This window comes from Umezawaea sp., from assembly GCF_057122925.1.
In genome coordinates this window covers 39,523-52,576 of record NZ_DBNGPQ010000054.1, presented here as the reverse complement: position 1 = coordinate 52,576, position 13,054 = coordinate 39,523, and the positions used below count along the sequence as shown (strand labels likewise).

Annotated in this window: 9 protein-coding genes; 5 read left to right on the top strand and 4 right to left on the bottom strand. The window is 74.7% G+C overall.

The genetic code is table 11. The features are described from left to right. Together AC156L_RS12195 and AC156L_RS12190 are read left to right on the top strand one after the other, a co-directional pair. Positions 1–394: discoidin domain-containing protein (locus AC156L_RS12195; protein WP_330879373.1), on the top strand; the 394-nt coding region annotated here is incomplete at its 5' end. 558 nt (positions 395–952) lie between these two features. Further along, on the top strand, positions 953–1,327 hold the full coding sequence (locus AC156L_RS12190; protein WP_330879372.1) for a helix-turn-helix domain-containing protein: 375 nt from the start codon (positions 953–955) through the stop codon (positions 1,325–1,327). 192 nt (positions 1,328–1,519) lie between these two features. Here AC156L_RS12190 and AC156L_RS12185 read toward each other — a convergent pair whose 3' ends face one another. The 4 genes from AC156L_RS12185 to AC156L_RS12170 form a co-directional block, all read right to left on the bottom strand. Further along, entirely contained in the window at positions 1,520–4,204 is a 2,685-nt protein-coding gene (locus AC156L_RS12185) for an ATP-binding protein (RefSeq protein WP_330879371.1), read from the bottom strand. Positions 4,205–4,284: 80 nt separating this feature from the next. Then, complete coding sequence (locus AC156L_RS12180) at positions 4,285–5,064, bottom strand: alpha/beta fold hydrolase (protein WP_330879370.1); 780 nt, start codon at positions 5,062–5,064, stop codon at positions 4,285–4,287. Positions 5,065–5,576: 512 nt separating this feature from the next. Next, the gene (locus tag AC156L_RS12175) at positions 5,577–8,405 is read right to left on the bottom strand and encodes an nSTAND1 domain-containing NTPase (protein ID WP_330879369.1); all 2,829 of its coding nucleotides are present in this window, start codon (positions 8,403–8,405) and stop codon (positions 5,577–5,579) included. Between the two features lie 87 nt (positions 8,406–8,492). Beyond that, positions 8,493–9,560 (bottom strand): Glu/Leu/Phe/Val dehydrogenase dimerization domain-containing protein, encoded by a 1,068-nt coding sequence (locus tag AC156L_RS12170; protein WP_330879368.1) that lies wholly within the window; start codon positions 9,558–9,560, stop codon positions 8,493–8,495. A gap of 109 nt (positions 9,561–9,669) precedes the next feature. Here AC156L_RS12170 and AC156L_RS12165 point away from each other — a divergent pair, with 109 nt between their 5' ends. From AC156L_RS12165 to AC156L_RS12155, 3 genes are all read left to right on the top strand, one after another. Next, positions 9,670–10,149, top strand: coding sequence for an Lrp/AsnC family transcriptional regulator (locus AC156L_RS12165; RefSeq protein ID WP_330879367.1), 480 nt, complete (start codon positions 9,670–9,672; stop codon positions 10,147–10,149). A 68-nt stretch (positions 10,150–10,217) separates the two neighbouring features. Further along, positions 10,218–10,817: a TetR/AcrR family transcriptional regulator gene (locus tag AC156L_RS12160; protein WP_330879366.1), complete on the top strand. Its 600-nt coding sequence runs from the start codon at positions 10,218–10,220 to the stop codon at positions 10,815–10,817. A gap of 6 nt (positions 10,818–10,823) precedes the next feature. Further along, positions 10,824–13,004, top strand: a complete 2,181-nt coding sequence (locus AC156L_RS12155) for an MMPL family transporter (protein ID WP_330879365.1) — start codon at positions 10,824–10,826, stop codon at positions 13,002–13,004. Positions 13,005–13,054: the final 50 nt, after the last annotated feature.

Below are 13,054 nucleotides of genomic sequence, written 5' to 3'. Positions count from 1 at the left end.
CAGCGAGCTGGACTTCGTGCCGATCGACGGTGCGAGGGCCACCGCCTCGCTCGGCACGGGCGCGGAGTTCGCGGTGGACGACGACGCCTCGACCCGCTGGTCCAGCGAGGCCGCCCAGGCGCCGGGCCAGTACGTGCAGGTGGATCTGGGTGCACGCGAGCACTTCCGCCGGGTCGCCGTCGACAGCGGCGGCAACCTCGGCGACTACGCGCGCGGCTGGCGGCTCGCGGTCAGCGACGACGGGGTCCGCTGGAGGACGGTGGCCGAGGGTGTCGGCGACGGCCAGCTGACCACCGTCGACCTGCCCCGCACACGGGCCCGCCACCTGCGGATCACCGCCACGGCCCAGGCCGGGAACTGGTGGAACGTCAGCGACGTGCGCCTGTACGGCTGATCGCCGGTGTTTCGCCGCGTCCTCGCAGGTGAGGACGCCTCTATCACTCGTTCGAGTAAATCTCCATCAGTGGGTGTAGACATTCATGCTCGGGAGTGGGTAGTCTCTTCCTCGTCGAGAAGAGAAAGTCAGTCGGCGCGGGAGATGACGAACTGCCCGCGGGTGTACCGCAAGACGGTCAGGTGTGCCGGGGCCGATCAGTGGAAGGGGTTCCGGCAGGTGACCGGAAGCGGTCGGTGAGGTGATGCCGGCATGTGCATGAGGACCGGTGCCGACCGCGACGTGAGAGCACGACAATCGGAATTCAGAGGAGAAGGGAAGGGTCGCACACCATCGGATCGCCTGCTTTCGGCTGCACTCGGCCGGGCGGGTACCGCGGTTCCATCGGATTGGAAGGTGGTCTTCGGTTACGCACAAGCGATCCCCGCAGTCTCCGCCCCCAGGGCGGACCACGCGGACAGAGGAAACCGATCTCACGGTCGGCTAGGTGGAAGTGAACCCTACAACCCCGGGGCCCCGGCGCTGCTGCGCCGGGGCCCCTCGTGATGCGGAGGCGCGATGAACCCAGAACACGACCACGAGGAGCAGGCTGTCCCGCCGCGCAACTCGGCGGAGAAGTTCGACGACGACCACTACCCCGCCTACACCATGGGCAGGGCGGCGGCGATGCTCAACACCACGGCCGCGTTCCTGCGCGGCCTCGACGAGGCGAAGCTCATCGAGCCCGAGCGCTCCAGCGGCGGGCACCGGCGCTACTCGCGCTACCAGCTCCGCCTGGCCGCTCGCGTGCGCGAGCTGGTCGACCAGGGCACCGCCCTGGACGCCGCGTGCCGCATCGTCACCCTGGAGGACCAGCTCCAGGAAGCGCGGGACGCCAACAAGAACGCGCAACACCCGCCGGGCGAGCCGTACCCGCCGCTGCGGGGCGTGTAGGCGGAGCACCACCGAGGACGAGGGCAGATCAACACGGAGGCTGGGAACCGACGACTCCGTGTTGATCCGACCACGGTTCCCGCACCTCGGGGGTCACCGCGGCCGCACTGCCGGACCGCCGCACCACCGCGTTCGCGCAGGCCGGGATCCGAGACCGGGCCCGCGTCACCGTGCTCACCGCGTCCACGCGGGTCAGGTGCCCAGGTCGGACCGGTCCCTGAGTTGCCTGCGGGACGTGATGCCGAGCTTGCGAAAGATGTTGCGCAGGTGGGCGTCCACGGTGCGGGGGCTGAGGAAGAGGCGGGCGGCGACCTCGTTGGACGTCGCCCCGGTGGCGACCAGCCGGGCGATGGAGACCTCCTGCATGGTGAGCTGGTCGACCGTGTGCCCCGACCGGCCGCGGGCCCTCTCGCCGGTGGCGCGCAGCTCGTCGGCGGCCCGCCGGGCGAACCCCTCGATCCCGGCCGAGGTCAGCAGGTCGTGGGCGGTGCGCAGGTGCGTGCGGCAGTCACGCCTGCGGCCCGCGCGCCGCAGCCACTCCCCGTACACCAGGTGCGCCCTGGCCCGGTAGGGGAGCATCGGGGACTCCTCCAGGTGCTCGACGGCCTCCCGGTAGTGGTCCTCGACGCCGGTCACCAGACCCCGCGCGCAGGCCGCGATCCCCAGGCCCGAGGCGGTTCCGCTCGCGCGCGTGCGCTCGGTCAGCGACTCCAGGGCCTCGGCCGCGGCGGCGGGCTCGCCGCACCGGACGGCCGCCTCCACCAGTTCCGGCAGGGCGATCCCGGTGAGGAACAGGTCGCCGTGCGCGGTGGCGCGCCTGGCCGCGGCCAGCGCGGCCGGGTAGTCGGCGGAACCGTTGTGCAGCACGGCCGCCGCCCAGTCGACGTTGGCGATCAGCTGCCCGATGCCGCGCCCCTCCGCCGTGGCGCTCTCGAACAGCTCCAGCGCTTCCCGCGCGCGTCCGCGCATCGCGGCCAGCTGCAACCGGTGGTAGAACACCGGCGGCGCGCCCCCGGCGTCGGCGATGGCCTCCTCCTCGGCTATCGCGGCCATCGCCCGGCCGAAGTCGCCGGTGAGGGCGGCGCCGGACGCCACCTGCGCGAGGCCGAGGCGCAGCAGGAGCGGCGACCCGGACTCGCGGCCGGTCTTCACCAGCCACTCGACGACCGCCGCGTGGGCGTGCGGGTCCCACAGTTCGGCCGCGACCATGACGGCGAGCGCGGGCCGTCTGGTCCACATCGGACTCTCCCCGTCGTCGAGCTGGGCGCGCAGCAGGGGAGCGGCGGCCCGGTGGCCCTCGGTGGCGAGCAGGCTCAGCGCGTCCAGGACGTCGGGGGTGCGCGGTTCCCGTGCCGCCGACCGCGCGGCGGCCAGGACCGCGTCGAGCACGCCACCCGCCCGACCCACGAGCAGCGCCATCTCCAGCGCGTCGAGGAAGCAGTCGCGCGACCGGTCCGGGTCGAGCGCCGCGAGCCGGTCCGCGGCGCGCAGCATGAACGCCGGGCCGTTGCCGTCGTCGCGCCGCACGAAGGCGATCCGCCCCCGCAGCAGGTCGACCTCCGCCTCCCCGAACCCGTCCAGCGAGGCGGTGCCGACGGTCGTGAGGAGGTCGGCCGCCGCGTCGGTGGCGCCCGCGTCGAGCTTGGCCCGCACCGCCGCGAACGTCCGCTCCACCCGCGCGGCGGGGGTCTGCGACAACGCCGCCGCGCGTTCCAGGAAGGCCGCGGCGGCCACCACGCCGCCGCGGGCCAGGGCACGGGACGCGGACCGCTCCAGCTCGGCGGCCACGTCGTCGTCCGGCCCGGTGCACGCCTGGGCGCGGTGCCAGGCCCGCCGGTCCGGATCGGTGACCGGGTCGGTGACCTCGGCCAGCACCCGGTGCGCCCCGCGGCGCTGGTCGGTGTCCGCGGCCCGGTAGACCGCCGACCTCGCCAGGGGGTGGCAGAAGCGGACGCGGGTGGCGAACTCGACCAGCCCGGTCGCGTCCGCCGCGGCGGACGCCTCGTCGACGTCGACGTCCAGCAGCCGCGCGGCGGCCCACAGCAGGCCTGGGTCGCCGGTCGGGTCGGCGCTCGCGACGGTCAGCAGCAGCCGTGCGGAGGCGGGCAGGCAGGCCAGCCTGGCCTGGAAGCCGCGTTCGACCCTGGTCGGCACCGACGCCGTGTCCGGTGGCGCGAAACCACCGGCCCTCGGCAGTTCCAGCAGTGCCAACGGGTTCCCGCGCGCCTCGGCCAGCACCCGGTCGCGCACCTGCTCGTCGAGCGGCACGTGGCTCCCGGCCGCCAGCAGCGTCCGCGCGTCGGCGTCCTCCAGCCCGGCCACCACCAGACCCGGCAGGTCGTCCAGCTCACCGGCCGGGCAGGGCACCCGGACCGCGAGCACCAGTGCGACCGGTTCGGCCGCCACGCGCCGGGCGAGGAAGGCCAACGCCTTCGACGACGCCGAGTCCAGCCACTGGGCGTCGTCGACCACGCACAGCACCGGGCGCCCTCGGGCCGCGGTCGTCAGCAGCTCCAACGTCGCCAGACCGATGCGGAACAGGTCGGGCGCGCCGGTGGCGAGTCCGAACGCGACCCGGAGCGCCTCGCCGTGCCGGTCGGGCAGGTCGTCGAGGTGCTCCAGGACCGGCACGCACAACTGGTGCAGGGCGGCGAACGGCAGCTCGGACTCGAACTCCGACCCGGAGACGTGGATGACCCGGAACCCGGAGGTCCCGCGGGCGTGCTCCAGCAGCGCGGTCTTGCCGATGCCCGCCTCGCCCCGCAGCACCAGCACCCCACCGCGGCCCTCGCGCGCGGCGCCGGTCAGCTCGTCCACGCGACCGACCTCGGCACGCCTGCCGACGAGGGGGCCGGGTGGGTGAACCAACGTCCGCATGGCCAGTACGGTAGCGAGCCCCCGTCACACGGGCGTGCGACCCGTGGAACACGGCGAACCCACGCCGGCGTGAGCGCCGATCACCAGCCGGCGTCCGCCAGCGCCCCCGACAGCCGAGGGGCGATCACGTCGGTGCTCGCCAGTGCCCCGATGTGGTCGAGGCCGTCGAACTCGATCAGCTCGAACCCGGCCCGCCGCAACGGTTCCGCGTGGGCGCGGACGCGGCGGGCGATGGCGCTGCCGCCGACCACGTCGTGCATCCGGCAGTCCGGTTCGCCGTCGCGCGAGCCGTACCAGAGGACCTTCGGGCCGGGCAGCGCCGTCAGCGCGGCGGTGTCGTCGCGCTCGGTCCAGTCCTGGTAGAGCAGCACGCCCGCGTGGTGCTCCGCCGCCTTCTCCGGCAGGCCCGCCTGCCGCAGCGCCCCGCGCGCGCCCTCCACGTAGCCGAGCCAGTAGTCGTAGCCCGCGAGGAGCGGGAAGCCGCCGATCAGCAGTCCGGTGGCGCGGTCGCTCGCGGCGACCAGGAAACCGGCCAGCGCCGCCATGCCCGAGTACCCGGCGAGCACGAAGGTGTCCACGCCCGCCGCGTCGGCGACGGTGTGCAGGTCGTCGACCTCCATGTCGAGGGGGTAGCGGGTCAGCGCGGTCGGGTTCCACGGACCGCCCGCGTCCTCCTCGGGCTCCAGCACGCCGACCACCTGGCGCGGTTTGTACCGCACGACCCGGCGGCCGTCGGCGGCCAGCGCGTCGCCCAGCGCCGCCTGCTCGGCGCGGAACCTCGCGGGGAACACCACGGCGGGCCCGTCACCCGTCGCCTCGTACCAGAGCCGGTACCCGTCACTCGTGACAGCGGTCGCCAACGTCGCCTCCGGGGGAGTGGGGAACGATCACCGTAGTGGGTCGCCCGCCCGCCGTGCGGAAGGCCCCGTGACGCGTCAGCCGGCCTCCTTGCCGGCCATGGTGAACGCCCCGGCCTCCAGCCGTCGGACCAGCCCGCGCGTCCACTCGGCGCGGGTCAGGTCGTCGACGAGGCCCACCGCCGCCGCGAGGAGGTCGAGCCGGGGGCGCGGTGCGGAGCAGCGCTCCCGTTCCTCCGGCCGCCGTGCTCACCCACCACAGGGCGCCGAACGCGGCGAAGCCCCCGTGCCGCTGCCGTCGTGCTGCGCCGCGACCTCCACCACCCACAGCCGGACGTGCGCCGGTTCGACCGGGAAGCCCGGCACCGGCCGCCGTCCGGGACGGAGTCGGCGAAGAACAGCGCGCCGTCGCGATGCGCGCCTCGGCGTGGGCCGGGCCCGCCCCACCACCGCGGAGGGCGCCAGGGTCGACCTGCGTCGGTTCGCTCCTCGAACAACCAGGCGGACGCGGCTGGTCAGCAGGGCGGTCGGTAGTCGACCCCCGGGAAGTAGGTGCGCCACTCCTGCTCGGTCAGGGGCTCGTCGACCGCCTGGCACACCCACCCGGCGGCGTCGTCCACGTCGACCTGCTCCAGCGGCACGTCCGGGATCCGCCACAGCACGGCGGAGTCGTCGTCGCTGCCCGACACGAGCGCGCGCCCGTCGGAGGTGAACGCCAGCGACACCACGGCCTCGGTGTGCGCGTCCAGCGTGGCGAGGTGCCGGGCGCCGGGCGAGGCGGTCCACAGCCGGACGGTCTTGTCCTCGGCGCCGGTGGCGACGGTGCGGCCGTCGGGGCTGAACACGGCCGACCGCACGATCCCGTCGTGCCCGCGCAGCACCGCCAGCTCGCTCCCGGTCGCGGTGCTCCACAGCCTGGACACGCGGTCCTGCCCGGCGGACAGCAGCATCGTGCCGTCGGGGCTGAACGCCACCGCCGTCGCGGGTGCCCCGTGGCCTGCGAGCACCCGCCCGGCACCGGACCCGGTGACGTCCCACAGCACGACGGTGTGGTCGAACGAGGCCGTCGCGAGCGTGCGTCCGTCCGGGCTGAAGGCCGCCGCCACGACGCCGTCCGCGTGCCCGGTCAACGTCGTCAGCTCACGGGGCAGCCGGGGGTCGGCGACGTCCCACAGCTTGACCGTGCGGTCGGTGCTCGCGGTCGCCGCGGTCCGGCCGTCGGGGCTGAACGCCACCGAGTTCACGTCGTCGGTGTGCGTGCCGAGGGTGCCGAGCCGCACGGGCGCGGCGGGGTCGGTGGTGTCCCACAGCGCGGCCGTGCCGTCCCAGCTCGCCGTCGCCACGACCCGGCCGCCCGGCTGGACGGCCACCCCGTTGACGGTGTCCGCGTGCCCGGTCAGCGTCCCGACCTCGACCGGGTGGCCGCGGTCGGCGAGGTCCCACAGCCGCGCGGTCCGGTCGTGCCCCGCGGTCACCAGCAGGCGGTCGTCCGAGCTGACCGCGACCGAGTCGAGGTTGGCGCCGTGCGCGGCGAGCCGCCGGTCCGGGTAGGGGAACGCCGCGATCAGGCTCGCCCGCGCCTCGTCGGTGGGAGCCAGCCGGTACGCGGCCAGGCTGAGCTGGGCCGCCAGCGCGGGGGCCCGCACGCGCATGTTCACGGCCTTCGCGGCGGCGATCTCCGACAGGGCGTGGTCGCGCTGCCGCCGGGCGGACTGCTGCGTGCTGACGGCGTAGGCCGTGGCGGTGACCGCCAGCAGGAACAGGACGCTGAGCAGGGCGACGGCCTGCTTCTGCTGCTGCGCGCGCCTCCTGGCCCGCTCGGTCTCCGCCGCCTCCTCGGCCAGGCTCGCGTCCAGCAGCCGCCGTTCCCGCGCGCTGAGCGCGGTCGGGTGCCGCTCCGCCCACTCCCGCGCGAGGGTGAGGCGCGTGCCCCGGTAGAGCGCGCTGGCGTCACCGCCGAGCGCCTCCCAGGCGTCGGTGGCGCGGGTCAGCTCCCGGTGCAGCCGCAGCCCCTCGCTCTCCTCGGCGATCCAGTCGCGCAGCCTCGGCCACGCCCGCACCAGGGCCTCGTGGGAGATCTCCACGTTGTCCCGGTCCAGCGTGACGAGTCGGGCGTCGGCGAGCAGGTCCAGCACGGCGCGGACGTCCGGGTCGTCGTCCAGCTCGGCGCGGGTGGTGCGGCGCTTGGTGTGCTCGGTGCCGTCGCCGGGCGCGATCAGCCGCAGCACGAGGTTCCTGGCGACGACCCGCTGCCGCCGCGTCAGCCGCGCGAACAGCGACTCGGCCGTCTGCGCGAGCGCGCCGTCGATGCCACCCGCGGCCCGGAAACCCGCCAGCGTCAGCGTGTTCCCCTCGCGGCGCAGCCAGGTCTCCAGCAGCGCGTGCGACAGCAGGGGCAGCACGCCGTGCTGCCCCTGCGCCTGGGCGACGAGTTCGGACAGCAGCTCGGTCTCCACCGCGTAGCCCGCGCGGACGGCGGGCCGCACGATCGCCTCCCGCAGCTCGTCCGTCGTCATCGGCCCGAGCGTGACCTGGCCCCGCGCCATCGCCTCCACCAGGGCCGCGGACGTCGTGCAGTGGGCGTAGAAGTCCGCGCGCACCCCGAGGACCACCCGGCAGTCACCGCGCGCGGCGGTGAGCAGCGCGTCGATGAACGCCTCCCGCTCCGCGACGTCGTGGCACAGCGCGAAGACCTCCTCGAACTGGTCCACGACGACCACCGGCTCGCTCCCGGCGGGCGCCACCCGCCGGATGTGCTCGGCCACCGCGAACCGGTCGTCCAGCGGGGGGACCGGCGCGCCCGCGAGCCTGCCGAGCTGTATCGCGCACTCCTCCAGCGGGTGCTCGCCGGGGGTGAACAGCAGCACCGGACCGGTCAGCCGCGGCACGAGACCCGCCCGCAGCAGCGACGACTTGCCCGCGCCGGACGCCCCGAACAGCACGACCACGCGCTGGTCGGACAGGCGGGCCACCAGCTCCCGCACCTGGCGGTCCCGGCCGAAGAAGCGGTCGACGTCGGTGGGCTGCAACGCGTTCAGCCCGACGTACGGGCGCTCGGCGTCGGAGGTCGGCGGCGGCTCCCGCTCGCCCACGACGTCGTGCCACCGGGCCCGCCACTCCTCGATCGGGCCGCCGCACGCCCGCACGTAGGCGAGCGTCACCTCCAGGCTCGGCATCCGCCTGCCCGCCGCGGCCTGCGACAGCACGGCGGTCGAGTAGTGCGCGCGCCTGCTCAGCTCCCGGTAGGTCGGTCTGCCCGCCTCGTCCCGCAACGACCTCAGGTCGTGCGCGAACCTCAGCAGGGCGCTGTCGCCCACGTCGAGCGGCCGTTCTCTCCTCGGCATCCCCCACACCCCGCCCCCGATTCTCCCGGCTCGGCGCGGTCGCGGTCCAGGAGTCGGCGAAAAATCCGTCCGCCGAGGGGAACGACGTCACCCCAGCAGGTCCCGCGCGCGGCGACGGGCCTCGTGCAGCGGCGCGGTGCCCCGGCTCGCGGCGGCGACCAGGACCTCGCCGAGCCGCCGCCCGGTGTCGCGCACCAGGAGGTCGGCCTCCTCCGGTGTCGCCCCGTGCAGCTCGCGGGCGACGGCGGAGACGATCCCGCCCGCGCTGACCACGGTGTCGGGAGCCCAGCACACGCCGCGGTCGTGCAGCAGGTCGGCGGTCGGGTCCGCGTCGAGCTGGTTGTTCGCGGGGCCGACGACCGCCCGGCACCGCAGGGTGGGCACGGTGGCGGGCGTCAGGATCCCGCCGACGGCGCAGGGGACCACGACGTCGACGTCGGCGGACAGCGCCTCGCCCGGCTCGGTCCACGTCGCCCCCCACCGGTCGGCGGGCGCCCGCCGGGACGGGTCGACGTCGGTGGCGGTCAGCCGGGCGCCCGCCGCGGCCAGGTGCTCGCCGACCAGCGTGCCGACGTGGCCGAGCCCGAGCAGCGAGAAGCTCAGCGACCCCAGCGGCCTGCCGCCCAGGACGTGGTGCCGCACCGCCTCGATCGAGGCGATCACCCCGGCGGCGGTGGGGCCGGACGAGTCGCCGCTGCCGCCCGCCGACACCGGTCGGCACAGCGCCCGCGTGGTGCCCCGGCCGATCGTGGTCATGTCCTCGGGGGACGACCCGACGTCCGGGCCGGTGTGGTAGCCGCCGTCGAAGGTCTCGACCAGGTCGGCGACGTCGGCGAGCAGGTCGGCGCGGCGCGGGCCGGTGAACTCCGCCGCGGTCGCGGGGTCGAGCGCCACGACCGTCTTCCCGCCGCCGTGCGCGAGCCCGGCCAGCGCCGCCTTCTCGGTCATCGCCGCCGACAGCCGCAGCGCGTCGGCCAGCCCGTCCTGCCAGGTCGGGTAGGCCCGGACCCGGCAGCCGCCGATGGCGGGCCCGAGCCGGGTCGAGTCGATGGCGACGACGACCACCTGCCCGGTGCGGGCGCCCCGGACGATCCGCACCTCCTCCGGCGGCCGGGTCGCGACCGCGGTCGGGGTGTGGTCGAGGTTCAGGGTCATGCGTGCCTCCCGGTCGGAAGTTCGAGGTTCTGGGATAACTTTGGTCCGGGTGAACCAGTGGTGGCACGTGGACCGAACGTCGTTCGGTGGAGCAGGGGAGTGGACCGGCGTGGACGAACTTGATTCGGCGATCCTGCGCGAACTCCAGGCCGATGCTCGGCTCACCAACCGGGAGTTGGCGAGCAGGCTCGGGCTGGCGCCGTCGACCTGCCTGGTGCGCACGCGGGCGCTGCGGGAGCGGGGCGTGCTGACCGGCTTCCACGCGCAGGTCGACCTGGCCAAGATCGGCCGGGGCGTCCAGGCGCTGATCGCGTTCACGATCCGGCCGCTGGGCCGCGACGTCATCCGCGGGTTCGAGACCTTCGCGCTCGCGCAGCCGGAGGTGCTGGCCGTCTTCGTGCTCGGCGGCAGCGACGACTTCCTGGTGCACGTCGCGATCCCCACGATCAGCGACATGCACGCGCTGCTGATGGACCGCTTCAGCAAGCGCAAGGAGGTCGTCGGGTTCCGCACCTCGATCATCTACGAGCACCGCAGGCGGCTCTCGATCGATCCGGCCGAGCCGGACGGGGTGCCCGGCGGGGTATGACGAAGACCACCGACCAAGTTGGTCGGTAAACCGACCAACTTGGTCCGTCAGCTCGTACCGTGGTGGGCATGACCCGTCCGTTCCGGCAGCAGGTCGACGAGAGCATCCTCGACCAGGCCGCCGCGCTGTTCGCCCGCCGAGGAGTCGCCAAGACCTCCCTCCAGGAGGTCGCCGACGCCGTCGGGCTGTCGAAGACCGGCCTGCTGCACCACTTCCCGAGCAAGGACGCGCTGCGCGAGGCGGTGGTCGCCCAGGCGAACTCGCTGGGGCAGCGGGTGCTCGACCAGGTGCGCGACCTGCCCGTCGGCGTCGACCGCGACCGCACCGCCCTGGAGGTCCTGGTCGACGTCGCGTTCGCGCACCCCGGCATGGTCGCCATGCTCCTGATCCCCGTCGCGCGCGGCGGGGACGACGTGGTCGTGCCGGGGCCCACCGACGGCGGCGTCGGGGGAGCCGCGTTCGACGCGTTCGGCGTCGACCCCGTGATCCCCGCGTCCGAGCGCGCCGTCCGGGTGGCGGGCGCGCTGGCCGCGCTGGCGGTCCTGAGCCTCGCGGCGCACCACGACGACCAGATCTCCACCTGGCGACCCCACATCGTCGCCACCTGCTTCGACGCGCTCGGCCACGGCCGCGTCGCCCGTTCCGGCTCCGACCAGGTTGAGGACTGATCACCCATGGCTCGCTTCTTGTCCCGGATCGGTGCGTTCGCGCACCGGCACCGGTTGTCCGTGATCGCCGTCTGGCTGGTCGTCCTCTTCGGCGCGGGAGCGGGAGCGGTCACCCTGGCGGGCGAGACCTCCAACTCGTTCTCCATCCCCGGCCAGGAGTCGACCACCGCACTGGAGCGGATCGGCCAGGAGTTCGGCACCAGCGGAGCCCAGGCCAAGGTCGTGGTGCGGGCCCCCGAGGGGCAGACGCTGACCACGCCGGAGAACGCCAAGGCGCTCGGCGACCTGGTCGCCGACCTCGCGGGCCTGCCCGGCGTGAAGGCCGCCAGCAACCCGCTCGACCCCACCGCGCCGACGGTCAACGCCCAGCAGGACACCGCCTACAGCACGGTCACCTACTCGGCCGCCGTCGGCGAGGTCACCGCCGAGGACCAGAGCGCGCTGCTCGCCGCCGTCGAGGACGCCCGGAGCAGCGGGTTCACCGTCGAGGCCACCGGTGAGGCCACCCAGGCGCCGTTCCACCTCGGCGGCATCGCCGAGGCCCTCGGCGTCGTCGTCGCCCTGATGATCCTGGTCATCACCTACGGCTCGCTGATCGCCGCGGGCATGAACCTGCTGACCGCGCTCGTGGGCGTGGGCATCGGCGTCCTGGGCGTCACCATCGCCACCGGGTTCGCCGACCTGTCGTCGACCACCCCGCTGCTGGCGGGCATGCTCGGCCTCGCCGTGGGCATCGACTACGCCCTGTTCATCATCACCCGGTTCCGCCACGAGCTGCGCCGCGGCAGCGACGTGCCGACCGCCATCGCCACGGCCGTGGGCACCGCGGGCTCGGCCGTGGTCACCGCCGGTCTGACCGTCGTCATCGCCCTGACCGGCCTGGTCGTGGTCGGCATCCCGTTCCTGACCCAGATGGGCGTGGCCGCCGCCGCGACCATCGTCGTCGCCGTCCTGGTCGCGATCACCCTGGTCCCGGCAGCGCTCGGGCTCCTCGGGCACCGCGTGCTGCCGCGCAAGCAGCGCGGGGTGGTCGTCTCCGACGACGTGGACCTCACCGGCGACAGCGGGTTCCTGGCCCGCTGGAGCACGGCGGTCACCCGCCAGCGCGTCCTGTCGCTCGTCCTCGCGGTGGCGGCGCTCGGCGTGATCGCCATCCCGTTCGCCTCGATGCACACCACCCTGGTGCAGCGGCCCGCCTCCGACAGCACCCAGGCGCGGGCCGACCAGGTGCTGTCCGACGGCTTCGGCGCCGGGTTCAACGGGCCGATCATCGTGCTGTTCGACGGCGACGGCGCTCCCGCGGCGGCCGAGAAGGCCGGTGCCGCGATCGGCGCGCTCGACGACGTGGCCCTCGTGACCCCGCCGACCCCCAACGCCGACGGCAGCGCGGCCCTCGTCACGGTCATCCCGGAGTCCGGACCCACGACCGAGGCCACCGAGCAGCTCGTGGAGGACCTGCGCGCGCTGCCCGCCGCCACCGAGGGTCCCGGCTACGCCGTCACCGGAGCCACGGCGGTCAGCGTCGACGTCGCGCAGAGCCTCGACGAGGCGCTGCCGATCTACCTGGCCCTGGTGGTCGGCCTGGCCCTGGCGCTGCTGGTGCTCGTCTTCCGCTCGCTGCTCGTGCCGCTCGTCGGCGTGCTCGGCTTCCTGCTGACCATCGGCGCCTCGCTCGGCGCCACGGTCGCGGTGTTCCAGTGGGGCTGGCTGGCCGACCTGGTCGCGCTCGACAGCACCGGACCGCTGATCAGCCTCACCCCGATCCTGGTGATCGGCATCCTGTTCGGCCTCGCGATGGACTACCAGATCTTCCTGGTGTCCCGGATGCACGAGGCCCACAGCCACGGCGCCGCGCCGCTGCGGGCCATCCGCACCGGCTTCCGCCAGGCGGCCCCGGTCGTCGTCGCGGCGGCGCTGATCATGTTCTCGGTGTTCGCGGGCTTCGTGCCCGCCGGCGACGCCACGCTGAAGTCGATCGCCTTCGCGCTCGCCGCGGGCATCCTGTTCGACGCCTTCGTCGTCCGCATGGTGCTCGTCCCGGCCGCGCTCGCGCTGCTCGGCGAGCGCGCCTGGTGGCTGCCGAGCTGGCTGAACTGGCTCCCGGCGCTCGACGTCGAGGGCTCGGCGCTGACCGAGGAGGCCCCGGTGGCGCGGGAGAAGCAGGAGGTCGCGGTCGGCGAGCGGTGACCCGGCCCCGACGACGGCGAGCGGCCCCCGGTGCTCCGGCACCGGGGGCC